General features: G+C 63.8%; 23 protein-coding genes. 14 read left to right on the top strand and 9 right to left on the bottom strand.

The window, feature by feature from the left end:
• The first annotated feature begins 97 nt into the window (after positions 1–97).
• Complete coding sequence (locus CDV44_RS00205) at positions 98–2,554, top strand: penicillin acylase family protein (protein WP_087686212.1); 2,457 nt, start codon at positions 98–100, stop codon at positions 2,552–2,554.
• A 106-nt stretch (positions 2,555–2,660) separates the two neighbouring features.
• Here the strand turns inward: CDV44_RS00205 and CDV44_RS00210 are convergent, their stop codons facing one another.
• From CDV44_RS00210 to CDV44_RS00220, 3 genes are all read right to left on the bottom strand, one after another.
• Positions 2,661–4,160: an MDR family MFS transporter gene (locus CDV44_RS00210; protein ID WP_087686213.1), complete on the bottom strand. Its 1,500-nt coding sequence runs from the start codon at positions 4,158–4,160 to the stop codon at positions 2,661–2,663.
• A gap of 340 nt (positions 4,161–4,500) precedes the next feature.
• Positions 4,501–4,740 carry a GlsB/YeaQ/YmgE family stress response membrane protein gene (locus CDV44_RS00215; RefSeq protein ID WP_087686214.1) on the bottom strand — a complete coding sequence of 80 codons (240 nt, stop codon included), beginning with the start codon at positions 4,738–4,740 and terminating at the stop codon, positions 4,501–4,503.
• Between the two features lie 22 nt (positions 4,741–4,762).
• Positions 4,763–5,020, bottom strand: coding sequence for a GlsB/YeaQ/YmgE family stress response membrane protein (locus CDV44_RS00220; RefSeq protein ID WP_058376243.1), 258 nt, complete (start codon positions 5,018–5,020; stop codon positions 4,763–4,765).
• Positions 5,021–5,324: 304 nt separating this feature from the next.
• On the opposite strand from CDV44_RS00220, the gene hemA reads away from it, so the two are divergent.
• From hemA to CDV44_RS00245, 5 genes are all read left to right on the top strand, one after another.
• Entirely contained in the window at positions 5,325–6,605 is a 1,281-nt protein-coding gene (gene hemA / locus CDV44_RS00225; protein WP_058376244.1) for a glutamyl-tRNA reductase, read from the top strand.
• A complete protein-coding gene (gene prfA, locus CDV44_RS00230) occupies positions 6,606–7,688 on the top strand; it encodes a peptide chain release factor 1 (RefSeq protein WP_087686215.1) in 1,083 nt (360 codons plus the stop codon). It begins immediately after the preceding gene.
• On the top strand, positions 7,688–8,614 hold the full coding sequence (gene prmC, locus CDV44_RS00235; RefSeq protein WP_087686216.1) for a peptide chain release factor N(5)-glutamine methyltransferase: 927 nt from the start codon (positions 7,688–7,690) through the stop codon (positions 8,612–8,614). Before prfA ends, prmC begins: the two co-directional genes overlap by 1 nt.
• 119 nt (positions 8,615–8,733) lie before the next feature.
• Complete coding sequence (grxD, locus tag CDV44_RS00240; RefSeq protein ID WP_087686313.1) at positions 8,734–9,048, top strand: Grx4 family monothiol glutaredoxin; 315 nt, start codon at positions 8,734–8,736, stop codon at positions 9,046–9,048.
• Positions 9,049–9,080: 32 nt separating this feature from the next.
• Positions 9,081–9,689 (top strand): UbiX family flavin prenyltransferase, encoded by a 609-nt coding sequence (locus CDV44_RS00245; RefSeq protein WP_087686217.1) that lies wholly within the window; start codon positions 9,081–9,083, stop codon positions 9,687–9,689.
• 41 nt (positions 9,690–9,730) lie between these two features.
• Here the strand turns inward: CDV44_RS00245 and CDV44_RS00250 are convergent, their stop codons facing one another.
• On the bottom strand, positions 9,731–10,267 hold the full coding sequence (locus CDV44_RS00250; protein WP_058376248.1) for a VOC family protein: 537 nt from the start codon (positions 10,265–10,267) through the stop codon (positions 9,731–9,733).
• Between the two features lie 221 nt (positions 10,268–10,488).
• On the opposite strand from CDV44_RS00250, the gene CDV44_RS00255 reads away from it, so the two are divergent.
• The 6 genes from CDV44_RS00255 to CDV44_RS00285 all read left to right on the top strand — a co-directional run bounded on the left by CDV44_RS00255 (position 10,489) and on the right by CDV44_RS00285 (position 17,721).
• A complete protein-coding gene (locus CDV44_RS00255) occupies positions 10,489–10,782 on the top strand; it encodes a hypothetical protein (protein WP_087686218.1) in 294 nt (97 codons plus the stop codon).
• Positions 10,783–10,956: 174 nt separating this feature from the next.
• Positions 10,957–11,262, top strand: coding sequence for a hypothetical protein (locus CDV44_RS00260; protein WP_087686219.1), 306 nt, complete (start codon positions 10,957–10,959; stop codon positions 11,260–11,262).
• 1,132 nt (positions 11,263–12,394) lie between these two features.
• Complete coding sequence (locus CDV44_RS00270) at positions 12,395–14,458, top strand: PAS domain-containing protein (protein WP_087686221.1); 2,064 nt, start codon at positions 12,395–12,397, stop codon at positions 14,456–14,458.
• Between the two features lie 62 nt (positions 14,459–14,520).
• Complete coding sequence (locus CDV44_RS00275) at positions 14,521–15,363, top strand: protein-glutamate O-methyltransferase CheR (protein WP_087686222.1); 843 nt, start codon at positions 14,521–14,523, stop codon at positions 15,361–15,363.
• Positions 15,347–15,874 carry a chemotaxis protein CheD gene (locus CDV44_RS00280; protein WP_087686223.1) on the top strand — a complete coding sequence of 176 codons (528 nt, stop codon included), beginning with the start codon at positions 15,347–15,349 and terminating at the stop codon, positions 15,872–15,874. The genes CDV44_RS00275 and CDV44_RS00280 overlap by 17 nt, the downstream gene beginning before the upstream one ends.
• Complete coding sequence (locus tag CDV44_RS00285; protein ID WP_087686224.1) at positions 15,871–17,721, top strand: chemotaxis protein CheW; 1,851 nt, start codon at positions 15,871–15,873, stop codon at positions 17,719–17,721. The genes CDV44_RS00280 and CDV44_RS00285 overlap by 4 nt, the downstream gene beginning before the upstream one ends.
• Positions 17,722–17,871: 150 nt before the next feature.
• Here the strand turns inward: CDV44_RS00285 and CDV44_RS00290 are convergent, their stop codons facing one another.
• From CDV44_RS00290 to CDV44_RS00310, 5 genes are all read right to left on the bottom strand, one after another.
• Positions 17,872–18,537, bottom strand: a complete 666-nt coding sequence (locus tag CDV44_RS00290; protein WP_249277349.1) for an HD domain-containing protein — start codon at positions 18,535–18,537, stop codon at positions 17,872–17,874.
• Between the two features lie 35 nt (positions 18,538–18,572).
• The gene (locus CDV44_RS00295) at positions 18,573–19,754 is read right to left on the bottom strand and encodes a patatin-like phospholipase family protein (RefSeq protein WP_087686225.1); all 1,182 of its coding nucleotides are present in this window, start codon (positions 19,752–19,754) and stop codon (positions 18,573–18,575) included.
• 106 nt (positions 19,755–19,860) lie between these two features.
• Positions 19,861–20,658: a 3-hydroxybutyrate dehydrogenase gene (locus tag CDV44_RS00300; protein WP_058376256.1), complete on the bottom strand. Its 798-nt coding sequence runs from the start codon at positions 20,656–20,658 to the stop codon at positions 19,861–19,863.
• Between the two features lie 138 nt (positions 20,659–20,796).
• On the bottom strand, positions 20,797–22,464 hold the full coding sequence (gene ettA, locus CDV44_RS00305; protein ID WP_087686226.1) for an energy-dependent translational throttle protein EttA: 1,668 nt from the start codon (positions 22,462–22,464) through the stop codon (positions 20,797–20,799).
• A gap of 61 nt (positions 22,465–22,525) precedes the next feature.
• Positions 22,526–22,879, bottom strand: a complete 354-nt coding sequence (locus tag CDV44_RS00310) for a 2Fe-2S iron-sulfur cluster-binding protein (protein WP_249277350.1) — start codon at positions 22,877–22,879, stop codon at positions 22,526–22,528.
• A 371-nt stretch (positions 22,880–23,250) separates the two neighbouring features.
• Between CDV44_RS00310 and CDV44_RS00315 the strand changes: the two genes are divergently transcribed.
• Positions 23,251–23,643, top strand: a complete 393-nt coding sequence (locus CDV44_RS00315) for a nucleotide pyrophosphohydrolase (RefSeq protein ID WP_087686227.1) — start codon at positions 23,251–23,253, stop codon at positions 23,641–23,643.
• Positions 23,644–23,785: 142 nt separating this feature from the next.
• On the top strand, positions 23,786–24,898 hold the full coding sequence (locus CDV44_RS00320; RefSeq protein ID WP_087686316.1) for a metallophosphoesterase: 1,113 nt from the start codon (positions 23,786–23,788) through the stop codon (positions 24,896–24,898).
• The last annotated feature ends 132 nt before the right edge of the window (positions 24,899–25,030 follow it).

Here is a 25,030-nt window from a genome sequence, read left to right on the forward strand (position 1 = left end):
CACCTCGCGGAATATGGGTTGCAAGTCGCCGGGATCTGCATAGGATTGCTGGGTACTTCGCAAGAACAATAACCCCAAAGAAGACAGGAGGAAGACAATGCAACGTCCCAATGCCACATATGCCATCCACGCCATCGGCGCACTGGCCTGTGCCTTCGCCACGTGGAGCGCGTCTGTGCACGCCGCCGACACTGCCCCCTCGGCCGCCCCCCCCGCATCCGAAACACTTACGGTCGCCGGTCTCTCGCAGCCGGCCGATATCCTGATCGATCGCAACGGCGTGCCGCACATCTTCGCGGCGAACGAGCGCGACGGCTTCTTCGTGCAAGGCTTCAATGCCGCGCGCGACCGCCTGTTCCAGATCGACCTCTGGCGACGCCGGGGTCTCGGCGAGCTGTCGGAAGTCTTTGGCCGCGCTTACGTTGCGCAAGACGACGCCGCCCGCCGCTTCGTCTATCGCGGCGACATGGCGACCGAATGGCGCCGCTACGGCCCCGATGCCAAGCCGGCCGCCGAAGCCTTCGCCGCCGGCGTGAACGCCTATATCGAATGGCTCGCCGCGCACCCCGACCAGATGCCGTACGAATTCCGCACGGTCGGGTATTGGCCAGCGAAATGGACCGCCGAGGACATCGTGCGCATTCGCAGCCACGGCCTCACCCGCAACCTCAAGAGCGAAGTCGCGCGCGCCAAGGTCGTTTGCAAGGCCTCGCTCGACGCCGACAGTGTGCGCGTCGGCCTGCAACCGGCATGGAAGACGCAAGTGCCCGCCGGTCTCGATCCGTGCCTGCCCGACGATCTGCTCAAGGTCTTCGATCTCGCCACGCAAGGCGTGAAGATCACCAAGGAATCGCTGCAACGCGCCGACGCCGACATCATTCAGGTGGCCGAAGCCGGCCCGTACGACGTATCGACCGAATCGGCGGAAGGCAGCAACAACTGGGTCATCTCGCCGCAGAAATCGGCCACCGGCCGCGCCATCATGGCCAACGACCCGCACCGCGCCTATGCCGCACCGAGCCTGCGCTACATCGTGCAGGTGAGCACGCCGACGCTCAATCTGATCGGCGCAGGCGAGCCGGCCATTCCGGGCGTGGCGATCGGACATAACGGCACCATCGCGTTCGGCCTCACGATCTTCAACATCGATCAGGAAGACCTGTACGTCTACGAGCTGAACCCGGCCAACCCGGACCAGTACCGCTATCGCGGCAAGTGGGTGTCGATGCGCACCGCCCACGAGACGATCAACGTGCGCGACGGCGCGCCAGTCGAGACCGATCTCAAGTTCACCCGCCACGGCCCGGTGATCTATGTCGACAAGGACAAACATCGCGCGTACGCCGTGCGCACGGCATGGCTTGAGCCGGGCATGTCGCCCTACTTCGACGCCATGCGCTACATGCGCGCGAAGAACTACGCGCAGTTCCAGAAGGCACTCGACACGTGGGGCGCGCCCACGGTCAATCAGGTCTATGCGGATACGTCGGGCAATATCGGCTGGGTGCCGAGCGGCATGGCACCGATTCGCCCGAACTGGGACGGCCTGATGCCGGTGCCCGGCGACGGCCGCTACGAGTGGGCCGGCTTCTGGCGTCGCGATCAGTTACCCTCGGCGTACAACCCCGCGACCGGCTACTTCACCACGTCCAACGAGATGAACATGCCGGCCGGGTATCCGTACGATCAGCGCAAGCTCGGCTTCGAATGGACCAACGGCTCGCGTCATGCGCGCATCGACGAGGTGCTGAAGGCGAAGGACAAGGTGTCGATCGAAGATTCCGAGCGCTTGCAGAACGACATCGTGTCGATTCCGGCCCGTCGTTTGATGGCGCTACTCGCGCCGCTCTCCAGCGACGATCCGCAAACGGCTGCCGCGCTCAAACTGCTCAAGGGCTGGGACGCCCACATGGGAGCCGACTCGGCACAGGCCGCGCTGGAAGAGGTCTGGTTCAGCCGTCATCTGGGCCGCGCCTACAAGAACGCGGTGCTGCCGAAGGCCGCTGCGGACAGCTTCGGTGCGCCCGACCCGGCACCGATGCTCGACGCGCTTGAGCAACCCGCCGCCCGCTTTGGCGAGAACGCCAACGCCAAGCGCGACGCGGTGCTGCTCAGCAGTCTTGGCGAAGCGTGGGGCGAGATGGTCAAACTGCAAGGGGCCGCCCCGAGTGCGTGGCAGTGGGGCAAGCTTCAGACCAACCTGAACGCGCACCCGCTCGCCGACGCCGTCGACCCGGCCATGCGCGCGAAGCTCAACGTCGGTCCGTTACCCAAGGGCGGCAGTGCCTTTACGCCGAACCAGTCGACGTATCGCGTGAGCGACTTCCGCCAGACCAACGGACCGTCGTTCCGGATCGTGGTCGACGTGGGCAACTGGGACAACACGCGCGCGATGAACCTGCCCGGCGAATCGGGCAATCCGGACAGCCCGCATTACCGCGACCTTGCGCAGAAGTGGCTCGACGGCGAGTACTTCAAGCTGCCGTACACCCGTGCCGCGGTCGAAGCCGAGACGGAGTCGCGCCTGCATCTGGTGCCGGAAGCATCGCGTTGATGTGACGTGATGGATCAGGCTGATTGAATAGAAAACGGCCGGTCGGGGTTGCGCCCGTACCGGCCGTTTTCATTGGCGCGCCTGCATGCCAATCGCAATCTGACGATCAATGCCCGCCGGGCACGAACTCCGGCTTGTCGCGCTTCACGCCACGCGCGCTGTCGACGGCGTTGGTCGGCACGAGCAGCAGCAGAATGACCACGCCCACCGAAATCGCGAGAATCGACAGGAACGTCAGGTGCAGCGAGTGTTGCAACACCGCGCGAATCGCCTGATCGGCCACGGTCGCCACGCCGCGATCTTCCAGCACGTGACGCAACTGGTCGGAGCTGACAGTGCCCAGACCGCTCGAATGCGTCAGCCCGTAGTTGAGCACTGCACCGAACAACATCGCGCCCAGCGTGCTGCCCAGATTCCGCGAGAAGATGTTCGACGCCGTGGCACTGCCGCGCTGCGACGGCGCGACAAGCTCCTGAATCAGCACCAGCGCGCTCACGCTGCCGGTACCCATCGAGAAGCCCATCAGCAACGAGCCGAACCCTGCCAGTACCGGCGAGCTGTTCGGGCCGAGCAACGCGAACACGATACCGCCCATCGGCATCAGCAGGCTGCCTAGCACCAGCACGCGGCGCAGGCCAAATCGGGTGAACGTCTTGGCGGCGAGCGTGGCACCAATCGGCCAGCCCACCATGATCATCGTGAGCGCCATACCGGCGACTACCGGCGTTTGCTTGAGCACGCCCTGCGCGTACATCGGCAGGAACGTCGTCAGTCCCATGAGCACCATGCCCGAAAGCATCGTCGCCGCATTGGCCGCCGCAATCGGACGGCGGCTCCACAGCGCGAACGAGATCATCGGATCCTTCGCGCGGCGCTCCTGCCACACGAACAGCATCGAGGCGATGGCGCATACCAGCACGCCCGACCACACATGCGTATCGGTGAAGGCATTCGCATCGGTGAGCGCAATCATCAGCGCCGCCACGGCGATGGTGAAGAACACGGCCCCGAGGAAGTCGATGCTCGGTTTCTGGCGCGGGGCCTCTTCGTGCAGATAGGCGATGAAGCCCGCCGCGGCCAGCAAGCCGATGGGGATGTTGATCCAGAAGATCCACGCCCACGACAGGTCACGGATGATGATGCCGCCGAGCATCGGTCCAAGCACGGCCGAAATGGCCCACACGCTCGCCAGATAGCCCTGCACCTTGCCGCGTTCGCTGATCGGGTAGTAGTCGGCAATGATGGTCAGACTCACCGGCTGGATACACGCCGCGCCCACGCCCTGCAACAGGCGGAACACGATCATCGCGGGCATCGACCACGCGAGCCCGCCGCCGAGCGAGGCAATCAGGAAGATCACGATGCCCGCGAGCACCACCGGCTTGCGCCCGTAGAGATCGGCGAGCTTGCCGAACACCACGGTCATGGCGGTCTGCGTGAGCAGGAACGCGGAGAAAACCCAGCTGTACAGATTCAAGCCGCCGAGCTGGGCGACGATTTGCGGCATGGCGGTGGAAATGATCGTGGCTTCGATGGCGACCATGGAGGTCGCAGCCATGACGGATGCCACGATGAAAGGCCGCACGGAATTGCGGTTAGCAGTCATTGTTTTTTTGAAGTGGGGGCGACGCGTTTGAGACGGCGGAAGACGGGGATCGAACGTGGCGGGGGTACCGCGCGCGTAGTCAAGACGACTCGGGCCAGAGGATGGCGACAAGCATAGCCGAACACCGACAAACGCGTATGACGTGCGCGGGCGACCGCCCTCGCTTCCCGGAAAGCCTTATGCCACGGGGCTTACGGACTGAGAAAACCCTGACCGGAAGCGGGTTTTGGAAGGTTTGGCGCGGCCAAAGCCTCGCCATGAGCGATCAACGCTCGATTTTTCCGCGATCACACGCCGGTGGTGTTGCTTTTGCCGCGAAACCACCCGGTCGCGATGCGGCCTATCGTCGCACCAGCCGCAACAGCGCGAGCAGCACAATCGCACCGATGGTGGCCGTGATGATGCGCCCGAAGGTGCCGTGCCCGATGGCGATGCCCAGATGCTGAAGCAACCAGGCGCCGATGAACGCGCCGATCACCCCGACGACGATGTCGCCGATCAGCCCGAAGCTGCCGCCGACGACCAGTCCGGCAAGCCAGCCGGCCACCAGCCCGACAAGCAGGAGAATGAGAATGCTCATGATCGCTCTCCGGGCGCGGACGTCAGGCGGTACCGCGGCTGCGCTTGATGGCGCCGTAAATCACCAGCAGGACGATCGCGCCAATGATCGAGGCGATCCAGCCGGCCGATTGGCCTTCGGTATAGAGATGGAGGAACTGTCCGACATACCGGGCGAGCAGCGCGCCGGCAATGCCGAGGATGATGGTCATGATGATGCCCATGCTGTCCCGGCCGGGATGCAGGGCGCGTGCGATGAGACCGACGATCAGACCGACGACGATGGTGCCGATAATGCCCATGACGTGTCTCCAAGGACGGGAACCCGAACGCAGTATATCGCCTATTTCCGGCATGTCGACGGTCGCGTCATCGGCGCCACAACGGCATTTATTGCTCAATATTTCATCACTGCGTCCCGAAATCCGGCCTAAGATGCCCCCACGCTGCACCTCGCCTATGTTCGGTATAAGGGATCGCTATTTGTCAAAAGGGCGTCACTGCGCGATGATGGCAAGCACTGTCCCGGTGCGTCGCGCGTGGGTTGGCCTGAAACGGGCATCGCGTCGACGCGCTATAATCTGGGGCTATTAGATCCCCCACACCATGCAACTGCTCGCTCTCGGCCTGAACCACCACACGGCGCCCGTCTCGCTGAGAGAACGGGTGGCGTTTCCGTTCGAGCGGATCGAGCCGGCACTGGCAGGCCTGAAGAGTTTGTGGAACGACCGGTCGAGCGCCCCCGAGGCCGCCATCCTGTCGACGTGCAACCGCACGGAAATCTACTGCGTCACCGACGATGCCGCCGCCCGCGAGCGAGCCGTGCACTGGCTGTCGCAGTTCCATAACATTCCGGCGAGCGACCTCGCCCCCCATCTGTATGCCCTGCCCCAGTCCGACGCTGTGCGACACGCGTTTCGCGTGGCCAGCGGTCTCGACTCGATGGTGCTCGGCGAAACCCAGATTCTCGGCCAGTTGAAAGATGCCGTGCGCACCGCCGCCGAAGCCGGCGCGCTGGGTACGTATCTGAATCAACTGTTCCAGCGCACGTTCGCGGTGGCCAAGGAAGTACGTGGCCAGACCGAGATCGGCGCGCATTCGGTGTCGATGGCCGCTGCGGCGGTGCGTCTGGCCCAGCGCATTTTCGAGAGCATCAGCACGCAGAAAGTGCTGTTCATCGGCGCGGGCGAGATGATCGACCTCTGCGCGACGCACTTTGCCGCGCAGAACCCGAAAGCCCTCTACATCGCCAACCGTACCGCCGAGCGCGGCGAGAAGCTCGCCGAGCGGCTGGGCGGCAACGCCATCCGTCTGTCCGAGCTGCCGCAGCGCCTGCACGAGTTCGACATCGTCGTCTCGTGCACGGCCAGCACGCTGCCGCTGATCGGCCTCGGTGCGGTCGAGCGCGCCATCAAGGCACGCAAGCACAAGCCGATGTTCATGGTCGATCTGGCCGTGCCGCGCGACATCGAGCCCGAAGTGGGCCGCTTGACCGACGTCTTCCTGTACACGGTCGACGATCTCGGCGCGGTCGTGCGCGAAGGCAATGCGCTGCGTCAGGCGGCGGTCGCACAGGCCGAAGCGATCATCGAGACGCGCGTTCAGCACTTCATGCAATGGCTCGACGCGCGCAGCGTCGTGCCGGTCATTCGCGACATTCACGGCACGGCCGAAGCGATGCGCGTGGCCGAACTCGAGCGTGCGCAACGCATGCTCGCACGCGGCGACGACCCTGCCGCCGTGCTCGAAGCCCTGTCTCAGTCCCTCACCAAGAAATTCCTGCATGGCCCGACGCACGCGCTGAACACGGCGCGCGGCGATTCGCGCGAGCAAATCATTCACCTCATTCCCGAACTGTTCCGCACCTCGGGATCTTCCGACAAATAGATGAAAGCGAGCATGCAAGCCAAGCTCGACCAGTTGACGCAACGTCTGGTCGAGCTTGATGGCCTATTGAGCCAGGGCGACGTCACGCGCGATCTGGACAACTACCGCAAGCTCACCCGCGAACACGCCGAGCTGGCGCCGGTTGTCGCGCAATACCAGCAGTACCGCCAGGCGCACAACGATGTGACGGCGGCGCAGGAGATGGCATCCGACCCGGAAATGCGTGACTTTGCCGAGGCCGAAGCGGCCGACGCCCGCACGCGCATGGACGACATGGAAGCCTCGCTGCAACGCATGCTGCTGCCGCGCGACCCCAACGACGAGCGCAACATCTATCTGGAAATTCGCGCGGGCACGGGCGGCGACGAGTCGGCGCTCTTCGCGGGCGACCTGCTGCGCATGTACACCCGCTATGCCGAACGTCAGCGCTGGCAGGTGGAAATCATGTCGGCCAGCGAGTCGGATCTGGGCGGCTACAAGGAAGTGATCGTGCGCCTGATCGGTCAGGGCGCCTATTCGCGGCTGAAGTTCGAGTCGGGCGGCCACCGCGTGCAGCGCGTACCCGCGACCGAAACGCAGGGCCGCATCCATACGTCAGCGTGCACCGTGGCCGTGATGCCCGAAGCCGACGACGTGGCCGACGTCGAGATCAACCCGGCCGATATCCGCATCGACACGTTCCGCGCGTCAGGCGCCGGCGGGCAGCACGTCAACAAGACCGATTCGGCCGTGCGTATTACGCACTTGCCCACGGGCATCGTCGTGGAATGTCAGGACGACCGCTCGCAGCATCGCAACAAGGACAAGGCGCTCAAGGTACTCGCTGCACGCATCAAGGATGCCCAGATGCGCGCCCAGCAAGCCAAGGAAGCCGCTACGCGCAAGAGCCTGATCGGCTCGGGCGACCGGTCGGAGCGCATTCGCACCTACAACTTCCCGCAAGGGCGGATGACCGATCACCGCATCAACCTCACGCTCTACAAGCTTGAGTACATCATGGACGGCGATCTCGACGATCTCGTCAACGCGCTCGTGACTGAACATCAGGCCGAGTTGCTGGCATCGCTGGGCGAGGCTGCCTGATGTCGCAGGGGCAGGACGGCACTTCGTCGTCGAACGAATCGTCGAACGAATCGTCGAACGATTCGGCGGCCGGGTCAGCCACCGGGGTAACCGCATCCGGCAGCACCACCGTCGAGACGTTGCTACGCGAACCCGGGCTGCCGCCGTCGGAGTCGCGCATTCTGCTCTCGCACGTGCTCGGCTGGTCGCGCACGCAGTTGATCACACGCGACCGCGAACCCCTTGCCCCCGACACCGTGGCGGTCTATCGCGGTCTGCACGCCCGGCGTGTCGCGGGCGAACCGATTGCCTATCTCACCGGTACCCGGGAGTTTTTCGGGCTGACGTTCGCCGTCAGTCCGTCGGTCCTGATTCCCCGGCCGGAAACCGAACTGCTGGTGGAACTGGCACTGGCACGCCTGGAAGGGTGCGCCACACCGCGTGTGCTCGATCTCGGCACCGGCAGCGGCGCGATTGCACTGGCCATCGCCCACAGCCGCCCGGACGCCCAACTCACCGCACTGGACCGCTCGGCGGATGCCCTGCGCGTCGCCACCGGCAACGCGCAGCAACTCGGACTGGCGCCGCGTGTGCGCTTTCTGGAAAGCGACTGGTATGGCGCATTGGCGGCCGATGAAGCGCCGTTCGACATGATCGTCTCGAACCCGCCGTACATCGTGGCGGGCGACGAGCACCTCTCGCAAGGCGACCTGCGGTTCGAACCGGCCGACGCGCTGACCGATCACGCCGACGGTCTGGCCGCCCTGCGCATCATCGTCGCGGGCGCGGTGTCGCGGCTCAAACCCGGTAGCTGGCTGCTGTGCGAACACGGCTACCATCAGGCCGCCGACGTACGCGCGCTGTGCAATGCGGCCGGTTTCCTCGACGTTTTCTCCGAGCGGGATCTGGCGGGTATCGAGCGCACTACGGGCGGGCGCCGCGCCTGACGAGGGCAGCCCGGGCCACCCGCAAAGGGCACCCGGAGGGCACGCACCAACGAGCGCGGCGGAAAACCGCTAAAATGGCGGACACGCCGATTTTCCGGCATCCCCACGGGCTTTCCACCATGACTACCCAGCAACGTATTCAGCAAATCGTCACCGACCATCCCGTCGTGCTCTTCATGAAGGGCAATGCGCAATTCCCGATGTGCGGCTTCTCGGGCCGCGCCGTGCAGATCCTGAAAGCCTGCGGCGTGGACAACCTGTTCACGGTCGACGTGCTGCAAGACGAAGAAGTCCGTCAGGGCGTGAAGGAATTCGCCAACTGGCCGACCATCCCGCAGCTCTACATCAACGGCGAATTCATCGGCGGCTCGGACATCATGATGGAGATGTACCAAAGCGGCGAACTCAAGCAGATCATCGCTGAGCTTGCCTGATCGCCGTCTGATCTCCGCCTGATCCCGGCCTGATGACCGTCTCGACGGGCGCGCCGCGCCCCGCGCGCATGATCGTCGCCATCACTGGCGCGACCGGTGCCGTCTATGGGGTGCGCCTGCTTGAGCGCTTGCGTGCGCTCGGCGGCGTCGAGACCCATCTGCTCGTGTCGAGCGCCGGTTGGCTGACGTTACGTCACGAACTGGGGCTCGAACGATCGGACGTGCAGGCGCTGGCCGACCAGTACCACAGCGTGCGTGAAGTCGGCGCCAACATTGCCAGCGGTTCGTTCACCACGACCGGCATGGTCATCGCGCCGTGCTCGATGAAAACGCTCGCGAGCGTTGCCCACGGCCTGTCGGACAACCTGATCGCCCGCGCCGCTGACGTCACGCTCAAAGAGCGTCGCCGCCTCGTCATGATGGTGCGCGAAACGCCCTTCAATCTGGCGCATCTGCGCAATATGACGGCTGTCACGGAAATGGGCGGCATCGTCTACCCGCCGCTGCCGGCGTTCTACAACCGCCCCGAATCGCTCGACGCCATGGTCGACGACACCGTCGGGCGCGTGCTCGACCTCTTCGGTCTGGCGCCGCAGGTCTCTACCAGTTGGTCCGGACTCGGCAAGGACGCCGAAGCATAAGCGGCTGAACGACTGAGAGACTGAACGACTGAACGAGCCAATCAGCGCACACCATCCAGCCAGCGCTGCAACGTATCGAGCGCCCCTTGCGGCTGCCCCGCCGCCGATTCCGGCGTCGCCACACATAATTCCAGCATGACCTCGTTCGGATCGAGCAGATAGAGATGCTCGCCGTCGCCGTGACGCTCGACCACAAACGCGACGTCGTGCGCCGTCAGACGCGATTTCCAGCGCTCAAGAGCATCGAGATCGCGCACGCGTAGCGCCACGTGATGGATCTGGTTCGCGGGGGTATCGGGATGGGAGACGGGCGCCAACCCGTCGCAATTGAAGAAGGCCACCGCTTCGCCGGGGGCGATCTGATAGCTCACGAGCAGGTACGGTTTGCCCCAGAGGCGACTCATGCCGGTTTGCGCACCCGCGAGCCTGAAGCCCATGACGTCGACGTAGAAACTGTGTGTGAGCGCCGCGTCGTAGCTGGGATACGCGACGTGATCGATCGCCACAGGCGTGACGGGTGCCGACGAGGTGACGGCAGTGCTGGGCTCGAGAACGGCCTGACTGGTGGACGGACTCATCGCGTACCTCCCGGGCATTGAGGTGGCGAGTGGTTCGCCAACGTTGCCGGCGCAGACCGGCGGGCGGGCCTGCGGGGAACTGCGTCTGTAGTGTAGTCTTGCAACCCGCGTCCCGACAACCGAGTGTCAGCCGCAGCCGCATGGACTATAGTAAAAACGCCACACTTTGCGTGCCAAGGCGCGTCCCCCGTGGTGTGACACTTTCGCGAACGGAGTTTGATATGGAGACCGCATTCTCGCCTGTTGTCCTGTACGCCGTGCTGACGCTGGTATTCGTGATGCTCGTACTTGTCGTGCCCGTGGGTGCCCGTTGGCGCCAGGTGGCATGGCCGGCCTCGATGCCACCGCTCTCGCCGCACCGCCCGGGCGATCTGCTCGGCGCCCCGCGCACGCCCTACTGGCGCTCGCCGAACGACACACGAGATTTACGCCGCCCCTCGTACTTCAGCACGTCGGAACAACGCGGACGACGCCCGCCGAGCTTTCTCGCACCACGCGATCACGACTGGCGTTAGCCGTCGATCGCGGATGACACCCGACGACGCATCGATGTTGTCGTGAATAGCGGCCGATAGATTTTCGGCCGCTATCGCAGGTTTCCTTACGCCTTGTTACATCTGTAGTCCTGCGGTTGCACCGCCGTGGGACCACGTTCCTTAAAATTGGACGTGATGAAACAAGGAGATCAGATGCAACATCAACACTGGATCGCTGCCGCAGGGATGGCGGCTGCGCTCGTCTCGGGCAGCGCACTCGCACGCACCGATGTCTCGGTAAACATCGGCATTCCGGGGCCGGCCATCGTCGCCCCCGCCCCCGTCTACGTCGCACCGCCGGTCTACGCCGCGCCCGCACCGATGATGGTGGCACCGCCTCCGCCGGTGATCTACGGACCGCGTCCGCATTACTGGCGCGGACCGCCCCCGCGCCACTGGCATCACGACCGTGGCTGGGATCGCCGCGATGGATACCGCCACGACGGCTATCGCCGCTAATCTCGCAAGCCGATGCCGCAAGCCGGCACCGCGACTACCTTTAATTTGACGGTGAATACCCGATAAATTGACGGTGAATTGGCGATGAATTGCCAACAAAAAGCCCCGCATATTTTGCTTGCGGGGCTTTTTATTTTTCACGGCGAACAATTCTCGGCCGATGCGAAATTCAAATGAAACAGGCGTGATTCATATCGCGCCTGTCTCATCATCAACCGATGAATAAGCATTAATTGATCGCGTGTAATTTCGATGCGTTGAATTTCGCGTTTTGTCGCGTTTTGGCTCCCCAATTAAATCCCGAACGACGTTCTCTATTTCGTCAGGCGAATCAATAACGATAGCAGCACGGGTGTCCGTAGTAACCCCCGTAATACGGCCGGGCCGGAACAACAACGCATCCGGCAAGCGTGACGGCAAGCAGCGCGGCAACAAGCAACTTCATGATCTGACTCCTGATGATAAGGAACGAGGGGAACGCGAGTCCGTTCGATTCCTTTATATCTTTGGCCCGATATGAAGCCCATCACGCGTCTGTAAGCCGTGTAAGCGAAGGTTGCCAAACGGGGGAAGTGTCGCACTTTGTTACGTTACATGCGGCGTACAACGCCGTAACATCGCCGCCCCCGGTCAGCGGCCGCTCTCTGAAAACTCAATAACGACGCGGGTTTGCGCTTGATGCGACCGCTGGCACGGCGATTGCATAGTATTGTTTGCCGCCCTCTCAATTGCCCCGAAGAGAGCGGCTTTGGATGTCAGCCCCTTCCCGCGTCTGACGCGGGAGGGGGTCTTTTTTCCGACAGCCTGCTCAGCCACTTCCATTGCACCTTCTCCGTGCAAAACCCCTCGTATTGCCATTTCATCTGCGCGTTTGAAATGTATTGACGCTATAACAGCGTCGACTTTGCGCCCGTTTCATTTATCTTTAAATCTTTATTCGGCGCGGCTTACCGGGTGATTTTGCCATTCAAGGCAAAAACAACATGCGGGTAGCCACCAATCTCAAGTTGACTTTCCAACTGTCGTAATCGCGTCTATAGAGGAGTGCGCGTCAACTCCTGGGCGACGCAAAAAATCCTTTTCGTGACGGCCGCACGACACGCGCCGGGGCAAGCGTATCAGGGAGAAGGTCATGGAAATCGCCACGCCTGAATTCCAGATGGAACAACAGGAACTACAGGCCATCAGTGCCGCACTTAACCGCGTTCAGGCGGTTATCGAGTTCGATCTGCAAGGGCGCGTCATGCACGCGAACGACAATTTCCTTCAGACACTCGGTTATCGGCTCGACGAAATTCAGGGCCAGCACCATCGCATGTTCTGCGAGCCGGACTACGCCGCGTCAGAGGCGTATCGCGACTTCTGGGCGAAGCTCGGGCGCGGGGAATTCGACTCGGGCGAATACAAGCGGGTCGCCAAGGGCGGCCGCGAGGTCTGGATTCGCGCCTCGTACAACCCGGTGTTCGATGCGAACGGCGTGCCCTACAAGGTCATCAAGTTCGCGACCGACGTCACGGCCGACCGGGCCCGCCAAGCGGAATTCGAGAGCAAGGTGCGCGCCATCGGCGTGTCGCAGGCCGTCATCGAATTCCAGCTCGATGGCACCGTGCTCAACGCCAACGACAACTTTCTGCAAGCTCTCGGCTACTCGCTCGACGAGATCAAGGGCCAGCATCACCGTATGTTCTGCGAGCCGGAGTACGCCAACTCGGCGGCTTACCGCGACTTCTGGGCACGTCTGAATCGCGGTGAATTCGACACCGGCGAGTACAAGCGCATCGGCAAAGGCGGCCGTGAGATCTGGATTCACGCGTCCTACAACCCCGTATTCGACGCCAGCGGGCGCCCGTACAAGGTGGTCAAGTTCGCCTCGGACGTGACCGCACAGCGTCGTCAGACGGCGGAGTTCGAAGGCAAGGTGCGCGCGATGGATCTCGCGCAGGCCGTGATCGAGTTCAATCTCGACGGCACGGTGATCACCGCCAACGACAACTTTCTCAAGACGCTCGGCTACGCGTTCGACGACATCAAAGGCAAGCATCACCGCATGTTCTGCGAGCCGGAATACGCCGCGTCCGACACGTATCGCGAGTTCTGGGCGAAGCTCAATCGCGGCGAGTTCGACTCGGGCCGCTACAAGCGCATCGGCCGTGGCGGGCGCGAAGTCTGGATTCAGGCGACGTACAACCCGATTCTCGACATGAACGGCCGCCCCTACAAGGTGGTGAAGTTCGCGACCGACATTACGCAGCAAGTCGAACTCGAAGCCAGCGTGAAGCGCCGCGCCGAAGACGATCAACGCAAGGTGGCCGCGCTGCTGAACACGGTCAATCGCGCGGCTGCCGGCGACCTGACCGGCGACATCGCCGTGAACGGCACCGACCCGATCGATCAACTGGCCGAAGGCATTCGCCACATGATGGACGACCTGCGCGGCGTGATCGGCAAGGTCGTGAACTCGGCCGGCGAATTCTCGGGCGCATCGCGCGACATCGCGGACCGCGCCAATACCGTGGCGACCGGCGCTCAGGCGCTCGGTGCCACCGTCGAAGAGATGAATGCCTCGATCGAAGAACTGACCGCATCGATCAACTCGATTGCCGACAACACCAAGGGCGCCGATCAGCTCGCCAAGGCCACGCAGCAGGAAGCGGAGACCGGCGCGCGCGCCATCGCCCGCTCGGTCGAAGCGATGGAGTTGATCAACAAGTCTTCGGAAGACATCGGCGAGATCGTGAAGGTGATCGGCGAGATTGCCGGGCAGACCAACCTGCTGGCGTTCAACGCGGCCATCGAAGCCGCGCGTGCCGGTGAGCACGGCTTGGGCTTCTCGGTCGTGGCCGACGAGGTGCGCAAGCTGGCCGAGCGCTCGTCGCAGGCGACCAAGGAAATCTCCAAACTCATCAACGAGTCGACCAAACGCGTGGCACAGGGCAGCGAAGTGTCGAAGCAGGCGGGCGATGCGTTCGAGAAGATAGTCGGCGGCGTATCGCGCACCACGCAGGCGATCTCCGAGATTTCGTGTGCCGCAGAAGAGCAACTGGTTGCCGCCCGTGAAGTGAGTCTCGCGATTCAGCACGTGGCCGAAGAGACCGAGAAGTCGGCGGGGGCGTGCGAGACCATCGCGCAGGCCACCGCCGGGCTCACCAGTGAGGCCGAGGAACTCGACCGCACGGTCTCCCGTTTCAAAGTCTGACGCCGCACCCCGTTCCTTCGATCTGTCACGACTGACGCGTCCGTACCTCCGGAGAGCACGACATGGAAATCGAAGCCGACGCCGACCCCGGTACCCAGCTCGCCTTGTTGCGCGCCGTGCACCGGCACACCGGTATCTCGATGAACGAAAAAAAGTGGACGATGTTGCAGGGGCGGCTACGCCCGCGCCTGCGCACGCTCTCACTGCGTTGTTATCGCGACTATCTCGCGCTGCTGGAAAACACGCCGGACGAAGTGCGCAACTTCGTGAATCTGGTCACGACCAACGAGACCACGTTCTTTCGCACGCCGCGCGTGTGGGACTACTTCGCGCAGCACTTTCTGCCACGCTGGCAGGAGGGCAAGCCGGGCCGGCCGTTCCGCATGTGGTCGGCCGCAGCGTCCAGCGGTGAAGAGGCTTACTCTGCGGCGATGATCTGCGAGGAATTCCGTGTGCGGCATCCGGACTTCCAGTATCAGATTCACGCGACCGACATCTCCAGTCAGGTGCTGGCCGTGGCGATGGCAGGCAACTACGGCGGGCGCAGCATCGACGGCCTGAAGCAGCAACGCCCGGGCCTGCTCGCCAAGTACTTCCGGCCCAGCGTGGGCGGACATACCGTGGTGCCCGAACTGCGGGCTCACATCACCTTTGCCGAGCACAACCTGTATCAGCGCATGGCGCGCCGCGAGGCGTTCGATCTGATCATGTTGCGCAACGTGCTGATCTACTTCGAAGCCCCCGATCAGGAGCGGGTGCTCGAGAACGTGCGCCGCACGCTCTCCCCTGAAGGCGTGCTCATCGTGGGCGAGTCGGAATCGCTCTCGCGGCTGTCGACCGGCTACCGGTTCGAACAACCGCTCATTTACCGAAATCAGGGAGCGCCGAATGGGGTCATCGCATGACATTCAGGTGTTGATGGGCGAAGTGCGCATCGGGCGCGGCGAAGACGTCTTGCGCGCGACGCTCGGCTCGTGTGTCGGCATCGCGCTGATGTGGCGCTCGCGTGGCCTGTACGGTCTCGCGCACTGCCTGTTGCCCGAAGCCCCGGCACCCACGCTCGCTATCGGCGCCAAGTACGTGACGCAAGCCGTGCCATCGTTGCTGGCGCTCATGAAAGCCGATGGCGCGCGGCGCAGCGAAATTGAAGCCGTCATCGCGGGCGGCGGCAACATGATGCCGCACCAGCCGCCTGCCCGGCACGGGCTGATCGGGGTGGCCAACGCCAAGATGGCGCAGGCGCTCATCGCCGAGACAGGCATTCCGATCGTGCACGTGGAAGTGGGCGGCGAAGTGGGGCGGCAAATCACCATCGATTGCGCCCATCACGCGTATTTCGTGCGCGTGATCGGATCGAACGGTGCCACCGAGGTACCGCGCCGCCCGGCGCTTCGACTCGTGGGACGGGGCACATGAACGCACGCACACCCGGATTTCCCTTTCTGCATCGGGACGCGCTGGCCGGCACGACCGTGCTGCCGCCGACGGTGTCGCCCTTTCAGGGCTATGCCGGTCGCAATGCGTACGGTTACGGTGCGGGCGCGGCCGTCACGACGCATATCGCGAGCGAACCGACGCAGCGCCGTGACGACAAGGTGGAAGCGATCAACGTCGACGGCATCGACGGCATCGAGGACTTGAGCGGCGTGCACAGCGCGGCGCTGGAGACGGCAGCCCCTGCCGCGTCGCCCGCCCCGGCACCTGCACGGCGCGCGGTGACTGCCGACGACGTCGAAGTCTTCGGCTCGTTTCATCTGGGTGACGTGGAGTTCGCGCTGCCCATCGCCGCCTTGCAGGAAGTGGTGAATTACCCGTCGCGCATTACGCCGGTACCACTCTCGCCGCCGTTTCTGCTGGGCTTGTTCAATCTGCGCGGCACGCTGATTCCGATTGTCGATCTCAAGCCGCTGTTGTCGATCTCCTCGGGCACGGCTGGCGTGCTGGCGCGGGCGACGGAGAAGATCGCCATCGTCGATGTCGACGGCGTGCGCGTCGGGCTGCTGTTCGATACCACGGGCGAGATTCTGCGCGTACGCGCCTCGCAGCGCACCGGCTTCGAATACGATGCCGGACACACCGCGCCGCCGGTGGTTTCCGGGGCCATCAAGCTGGACGGGGGCGATCGGATTCTGCAAATTCTCGCGCCGGGTGCGCTCGTGCATATCGAGAACATGCCGCAATTGCTGGCCCGTCAGTCGCTGAGCGCACCGCAGCGCCGCCAGCAACGTCAGCGGCTGCAATGCGTGTCGTTCACGGTGGAGCACTCGCGCCTCGCGCTGCCGATGAGCGCGATTCGCGAAATCATCCGCATCCCCGAGTTGCAGAACTCGGCGCTCGCCAGCGTGTTCTGCGTCGGCATGCTGAACCTGCGCGGCACCGTGGTGCCGGTCATCGACTTCGCTCACTTTCTCGGCTTGCACGCGTGCCGGCCGGATGCCGACGTGGCAGGCACCGCCGCCGACCCGCGCCGCATTTTGATCGTCAAGCAAGAGGACGTGCATTTCGGCCTGCTGGTCGACGCCGTGGACAGCATCGTGACGTACTACGCCGACGAGTTGCTGGCGATGCCGTCGTTCAGCACGACGCATGCGCAACTCTTCGCAGGTTGCATCACCCGCGAAGACGCCAGCGACATCGTGCTGCTCAATGCCGACGAACTCTTTACGCACTCGCAAGTGCTTGAACTCACGCGCGGCCATCGCGAGCTGTATCGCGAAGGCGACGGTGCAGCGCATCAAAAGGGCGGTAGCCCGGCGCGCTTCGCAGCGGGCGCTGCGGGCAAGGCATCACGCGGCACTCGCCATGCTTACGTGTCGTTCCGCCTGCAACACATGCTGGCCGTTCGGCTCGACCAGTTGCGCGAGATCATTCACGACTCGCCCGATGTCATGCCGGCACCCGGCGCACCGTCGTTCGTGCGCGGCATGCTCAATCTGCGCCGCGAGCTGGTGACGATTGTCGATCTGCGTGCGCTCTACGGCATGCCCGCGCAGGAAGACACGCAGGCGCGCAAGATTCTGGTGATCGAACACGGCAAGGACAAGTTCGGGCTGCTCGTCGATGCCATTGAGAACATCGTGACGCTGGATGAAGCCGACAAGCTGCCGGTGCCCGCGATGCTGCTCGGACGGGCCACGCATGAGATGCGCAACGACATGCGCGATGCGGTGGAATTGCCGACGTCGGATGGCACGGCGCGTACGGCCATGTTGCTGGATCTTCAGCCGCTCAAAATGCGGCTGGAGACAGCACTCGCGTTGTAGACGGGGGTTTGACGCAGGGCCCTGCGGCGTGTCGGGGGGCGCGCCGCAGGGGTAGTTCGCGAGACGGTAGGCACTCGCCGGACTTCCTTTGCGTTTGATGTTCGACGTTTGATGTTCGACGTTTGATCTTCGGCGCTGAGTGCGCAGGGCTCAGGCGAGGCCCAACTCGCGGCGCACCTGCGTCAGAAACGCGCGCATGACATCGGTCCGCTCTCGGCCGATGCGCTGCCCTGCTGCGGTGCTCAGCCCGTCGGTCAGATGCAGCAATTTCCGCTCGAAATGGTCGATGGCGTACGTCGCGTCATCCAGTTCGCGATGCTGCGCAAACGGATCGACCGGGTCATACAAGCGACTGCCGAGACGCCCCGCCACATAGAACACGCGGGCGATGCCGACGGCACCCAACGCGTCGAGCCGGTCGGCATCGCGCAGAATCCGCGCCTCATCCGTCGTCGGCGTAATGCCCGCCGAGAAGCTGTGTGCCGCGATGGCATGCGCCACCAACTCGACGCGAGCCGCCGGCCATTCCATCCGAACCAGCAACGTGCGGGCGACGTCAGCCGCCAGCGTCGATGCGCGTGCACGATCCGGCGAGTTCTTTTCGACACTCACGCAATCGTGCAACAACGTGGCGACGGCCAACGCTTCCAGATCGACACCGGGCACGTCGGCGGCGATTTCTTTCGCAAGGCACCAGACGCGCGCGAGATGCGACACGTCGTGCGCGCCATCATCGGTCGCATGGCCGCCATCGTAGTGGCGCAACACGTCGGCGACCGTGGCCGAGCAGGGAGCAAACAGGTCAGGCAGAGACAAATTCGATTCCGTGGGAAATTTCGTTGCCGGCGACGTCAGATGACTTCGTGGCGATGCACGTCGTGCGTGACGAAGCCGGAGGTATCGCTCGGCATGGCCAGCCACTCGGGATGCGCAAGGGTGCGGCGCATGTCGTCGAGCCCGCTGGTCCAGTGATCGAGCATGGTCGAGAGGCCGAACTGATAGTCCTTGTAATGGCCCTCGTATTCCTTGTTGCGATAAATGAGCTGGACGACGTTGTAGCGCTTGCTGCACGCGATCTCCTGCGCGGCATGGCACCACGGATCGCGCGCACGCACCTCGGCAGGCACGCGCTCCAGCACTTCACGCAACACGCGGCGATAGTGCTGCGCGCGTTGCAGGTTATCGGTGACGAATCGCGTCCGGCTGGAAAACTGAATGTCCTTCTGCCGGTCGGCGACGTCGTTCAGGTTATCGGGCAACGGCCCGCGCGCACTCCACAAGTCCACCTGAAAGGCGAGCGTGTCGCGGCGCGGCGACGTGCCGAGCACTTCCGAGAGCGGGGTGTTCGACACCAGCCCGCCATCCCAGAAATACTGGCCGTCGATTTCGACCGCCGGAAAGCCCGGCGGCAACGCGCCGGACGCCATGAAGTGCTCGGGCCGCAGCACTTCGCGCGTGTTGTCGAAGTAGACAAAATTGCCCGTGTGCACATTCACCGCACCGACCGAGACGCGCGTCTCGCGCGAGTTGATGCGATCGAAGTCGACAAAGCGCTCGAGCGTGCCGCGCAGCGCCGTCGTGTCGTAATAACTCGCATGTGCCGGGTCGCCCGTCGCCGTCGGCAAGGGCTGCGGCCAGCGCGGCGTGAAGAAGCCTTTCTGACCTTCGATCAGTGCGCGCCAGGCCTGCCACGCGCTGTAGGCCACACGCCCCGACTCCGGTCCGTTGAGAATGGCGGCTTCGAAGGGAGCAGGCAGCGGCGGAAATACCGCCGGCTCGCAGATCGTGCGCCAGAACGCTTCGAGCTGCGCGACGCGCTTCTCGGGAGGATTGCCAGCGATGACCGCCGTGTTCAGGGCCCCGATGGAGATGCCCGCGATCCAGTTCGGGTGGATACCGGACTCGTACAGCCCGGCGTACACGCCCGCCTGATAAGCGCCGAGCGCACCGCCGCCCTGCAAGACAAGCGCGACCGTCTCGTACGGCGGCAGATCGATGGCGCGTTTGGGGACTTTCGGCGGGTTGGCCGTCATGACCGTTCTCCTGAAGCAATGGCGTGATGCCACGCGGTGCTGCTAAGGCAAGGCACTGGCCATCCGGCTTTGGCAACAGACGGATGGCCAGCAAACCGACTTCCGGTTATTGCATGAACCAGCCGTGACTCACCACGAACGACTGACCGGTGAAGGCCGCCGTCGGGAAGGTCGCGAGGAACAGCGCCGTTTGCGCGACGTCATCCACCGTGGTGAAAATGCCGTCGACGGTGCCGCCGAGCATGACCTTCTTGATGACCTCGTCTTCCGAGATCCCCAACTCCTTCGCCTGCTCGGGAATCTGCTTGTCGACAAGCGGCGTGCGCACGAAGCCCGGGCAGATCACGTGCGAGCGCACGTTGTGCTTGGCGCCTTCCTTGGCGAGCACGCGCGCCAGCCCCAGCAACGCGTGTTTGGCCGCGACGTAAGCCGACTTCAGCGGCGAGGCCTCATGCGAGTGCACCGAGCCCATGTAGATCACGATGCCGCCGCGATCGTCCTTGTACATGTGCTTGAGCGCCGCCTTGGTCGTGAGAAACGCGCCGTCGACGTGAATCGCCTGCATCTTCTTCCAGTCGGAGAACGCGTAGTTCTCGATCGGGTTCACGATCTGAATGCCGGCGTTGGAGATCAGGATGTCGATGGACCCGAACGTCTGCGCCACCTTGTCGATACCGCTGTTCACGGCTTCTTCATTGGTCACGTCCATCGCCACGCCCAGGGCCTTTCCGCCCGCCGCCTTGATTTCCTCGGCGACCGCGTCGGCACCCTGCTGGTTCAAATCGGCGATGGCCACCGCTGCGCCCGCTTTGGCGAGCGTCAACGCAATTTCCTTGCCGATACCGCTGGCGGCGCCCGTCACCACGGCGACTTTTCCATTCAACTGATTCACTGACTGGCTCATTTGCACACTCCTGATTCGTCAAAATGGCGCGCCGTGCGGCGCATCGCGCACACACGGCACGTCGGGGGTCTTGCGTTACGACTTCAGCAATTACGTCAGATGAAACAGAAAAGGCGCCTTGCGGCGCCTTTTCCTGCGTTACCGCGCGATCGGCTTGTAGCGGATTCGCTTCGGTTTCGCGCCCTCCTCGCCGAGGCGTTTCTTCTTGTCCGCCTCATACTCCTGATAGTTGCCCGGGAAGAACTCGACGTGCGAGTCGCCTTCGAAAGCCAGAATATGGGTGGCGATACGATCGAGGAACCAGCGATCGTGAGAGATCACCATCACGCAGCCGGCGAACTCGAGCAGCGCGTCCTCGAGTGCACGCAGGGTTTCGACGTCCAGATCGTTCGACGGTTCATCGAGCAGCAACACATTGCCGCCCGAAATCAGCGTCTTGGCCATGTGCAGACGGCCACGCTCACCGCCCGAGAGCGAACCCACCTGCTTCTGCTGGTCCGAGCCCTTGAAGTTGAAGCGGCCGATATAGGCACGCGACGGGGTTTCGTAACGGCCCACGGTCAGCACGTCGGCACCGCCCGAAATTTCTTCGAACACGGTCTTCGTGCCATCCAGCGCATCGCGGCTCTGGTCGACATAGGCCATCTTGACCGTCTGACCGATCTTGATTTCGCCGCTGTCCGGCTGTTCACGGCCGGTGAGCATCTTGAAGAACGTCGATTTACCGGCGCCGTTCGGGCCGATGATGCCGACGATCGCGCCCGGCGGCACGTTGAAGCTCAGGTCGTCGATCAGCAGACGGTCGCCGAAGGCCTTCGACACGTTCTTGAATTCGACGACTTCGTTACCCAGACGCTCACCCACGGGGATGAAGATTTCCTGAGTTTCGTTGCGCTTCTGGTATTCCTGGCTGTTCAGTTCGTCGAAGCGGGCGAGACGCGCCTTCGACTTGGCCTGACGGCCCTTCGGGTTCTGGCGCACCCACTCCAGTTCCTTCTTCAACGCCTTCTGACGAGCCGACTCACTCGATTCTTCCTGCTCCAGGCGCTGTTCCTTCTGGTCGAGCCACGAGCTGTAGTTGCCCTTCCACGGAATGCCATGACCCCGGTCGAGTTCGAGAATCCACTCGGCCGCGTTGTCGAGGAAGTAGCGATCGTGGGTGACGGCCACCACGGTGCCCGGGAAGCGCGTGAGGAACTGTTCCAGCCAGTCGACGGATTCGGCGTCCAAGTGGTTGGTCGGTTCGTCGAGCAGCAGCATGTCCGGCTTCGAGAGCAGCAGACGCGCGAGCGCGACGCGGCGCTTTTCACCGCCCGAGAGCACGCCGATCTTGGCGTCCCACGGCGGCAGACGCAGCGCGTCGGCGGCGACTTCGAGTGCCTGTTCGATGTTGTTGCCGTCGCTCGCGGCGAGAATCCCTTCGTACTTGGCTTGCTCGGCGGCGAGCGCGTCGAAGTCGGCGTCCGGCTCGGCGTAGGCGGCGTAGATCTCTTCGAGCTTGGTACGTGCCTCGAAGATTTCGCCCATGCCGCTTTCGACGGATTCGCGTACGGTCTGCTCGGGATCGAGCTGCGGCTCTTGCGGCAGATAACCGATGTTCAGGTTCGCCATCGGGATGGCTTCACCCTCGATCTCCTTGTCCACCCCAGCCATGATTCTGAGCACGGTCGACTTGCCCGAACCGTTCAGACCCAGCACGCCGATTTTGGCGCCGGGGAAGAACGACAGGGAGATGTCCTTGAGGATGTGACGCTTGGGCGGCACGATCTTGCCCACGCGGTTCATGCTGAATACGTACTGTGCCATTCGGCTTTCCTGATCCTGAAACGGTTATGCCGCTCTCGTCGAGCGACAGACATCGGCAAGTTTAACAAAGCGCAGCGTCGGGCGCGTCGATGGTGAGGTCGGCACGCGCGTAACTACAGCACGGCAGCAGCCAGCCCTCCGCTTTCTCGTCGCGCGACAAGCCCGGCCATTCGATGCGGTAAGCCACTGACGCCGGGGCCGGGTCGCCCGCGCTCTGCACGCGGCACAGGCACGCGCGGCAGGTGCCGTTGCGGCACAGACTCGGCAACTTGATGCCGGCGGCCTGCGCGGCGAGCAGCAGCGGCACGTCGGCCGGGGCGTCGAACTGCCAGCCGGCAGGCAGCAGCGTGACGCGATAGGTGCTCGGTTCGGCGGGGTCACCGATAACCGGCGGCTCGGAGGTAAAGCTGTCCACGGTGTGAAGGTTGGTGATCGAAGGTAAGGATGCCGGGTGATGATTCGCGATTCACGCGGCGTTGCGGCCACTGCTGGCAAGTGATGGCAACTGACGATGAGCACCGACGGCCCATGTGCCGGCCCTTCCCGGGGTGCAGCGCGCGTCTGGCATCAACGCGCTACCATAACCCGTTCCTGCGGCTTTTTGTCGCGAGTACGATGCCGATGGCATCCCGGACGATGTCAATCGCCAGCATCTTGGCCCCCGTCAGTCATTCGGCTTGCGCCATTGCGCTTTGAACTGCCGCCCCAATATCGAAGTCTCGCAGACGCTCTGCGATGGCGGCGACTCGACATCCCGCCAACTTATTCAACTTTATTCAGCCGTCCATGAGCCAAGTGTCCTCGTCACCGGATTCGCCTGCCGATGTTGCATCGCCCGACACGCGCGAAGATGCCCGTCTGATCGACACGCGGGGGCTGGAAGGCGCGCTGCACGCGTTTGCCGACGCGCGCGACTGGCATCGGCACCACACGCCGAAGAACCTTGCGATGGCGTTGTCCGTCGAAGTGGCAGAGCTGGTCGAAATTTTCCAGTGGCATACCGACGCTGAGGCCAGCGCGGTCATGGCGAGCAGCGAGGCACGCCATGTGGAGCAGGAACTCGCCGACATCGCCATGTATCTCGTGCGTCTGTCGTCGGTGCTGGGCGTGGATCTGAATCGCGCCGTGACCGAAAAGCTCGTCATGAATGCCCAGAAGTACCCGGCGCCGCCGGCGTAGTCTCTCCCCCAATTTCGTTACAGACACCGATATGTCGCAAACTTCACAAGCGTCTCGTGCCCCGTCAGGGGCGACCGACGGCCCGGCGCACCGCCAGGGCAAGTCGTCGCGCCGCACGCTGCCTGCGCGTCCGCGCTGGCTGATGCTCGCCATCATCGCGCTGCTGCATGCCTATATCGGCTGGCGGCTGCTCACGCCGCTGCCCGTCGGCATGGGCTGGAAGGTGGCCGGTGCGTTGTGGCTCATCGCCTCCACCGTCTTGATTCCGCTCGGCTTGATGAGCCGGGCGCTCCAGCGCGAGCCGCTCGCCACGCTGCTGAACTGGTCCGGCATGATGGCGGTCGGCATTTTCTCGTCGCTGTTCGTGCTCACGCTGCTGCGCGATGTGGTGCTCGGCGTGGCGATGGCGTTCTCGGTGCTCGACGCGCAGCTCGTGACGCGCTCCGCCGTCATCGTGTTGCTGCTGACTGCCGCCTCGACGGTGCTGGGTTTCTACAACGCGCGGCGGCTCGCGCGCGTGGTTGACGTCGATATCCCGATCGCCAATCTGCCGCCGGAACTCAAGGGGTTCACGATCGTGCAGTTGAGCGACATTCACGTGAGCTCGACGATTCGCCGCCGCTACATCGACGCCATCGTCGACGCGACCAACGAATTGAAGCCCGATCTCGTGGCCATCACCGGCGATCTGGTCGATGGCAGCGTGCCCGCGTTGCGCGACCACATCGCGCCGCTAGGCCGACTTGAGTCACGCCACGGCACCTATGTGTGCACAGGCAATCACGAGTACTACTCGGGAGCGCCGGCGTGGGTGGAAGAACTCCGCCGTATCGGCCTGACGGTGCTCGAAAATCAGCACGTCGTGCTTGATCACGAAGGGGCTGCGCTGACGGTGGCGGGCGTCACCGATTTCGGTGCGCATCATTTCGATCCGGAGAAGCGCAGCGACCCGCAAGCGGCTGTCGCAGGGTCGCCGGAAGATGTGCCGCGTGTGCTGCTCGCGCATCAGCCGCGCAGCGCACCGGCAGCGGCCGAAGCGGGCATCGATCTTCAGTTGTCGGGCCACACGCACGGCGGCCAGTTCTGGCCGTGGATGTACTTCGTGCCGCTCCAGCAGCCATTCGTCCATGGGCTGCACCGGTTGGGACGTCTGGCGATCTACGTAAGCCGGGGCACTGGCTACTGGGGCCCGCCCAAGCGCTTTGGGGCGCCGTCCGAAATTACGCGCATCCGGCTGGTGCCGGGGAAGGTCTGATTGGCGTTCAGTGACGATTGGGTGCCGTTTGAGCAGCGTTTGGCAGGCACGGACACGCGATGAGGCTACAATCGCCCTCCGCCACCGCATTCCATTGCGTTCCGCGCATTCCGCGTATTCCGTCGCCGCGCC

Origin of the sequence: Pandoraea sp. PE-S2R-1 (genome assembly GCF_002179865.1) — a bacterium.
Taxonomy (GTDB): Bacteria; Pseudomonadota; Gammaproteobacteria; order Burkholderiales; family Burkholderiaceae; genus Pandoraea.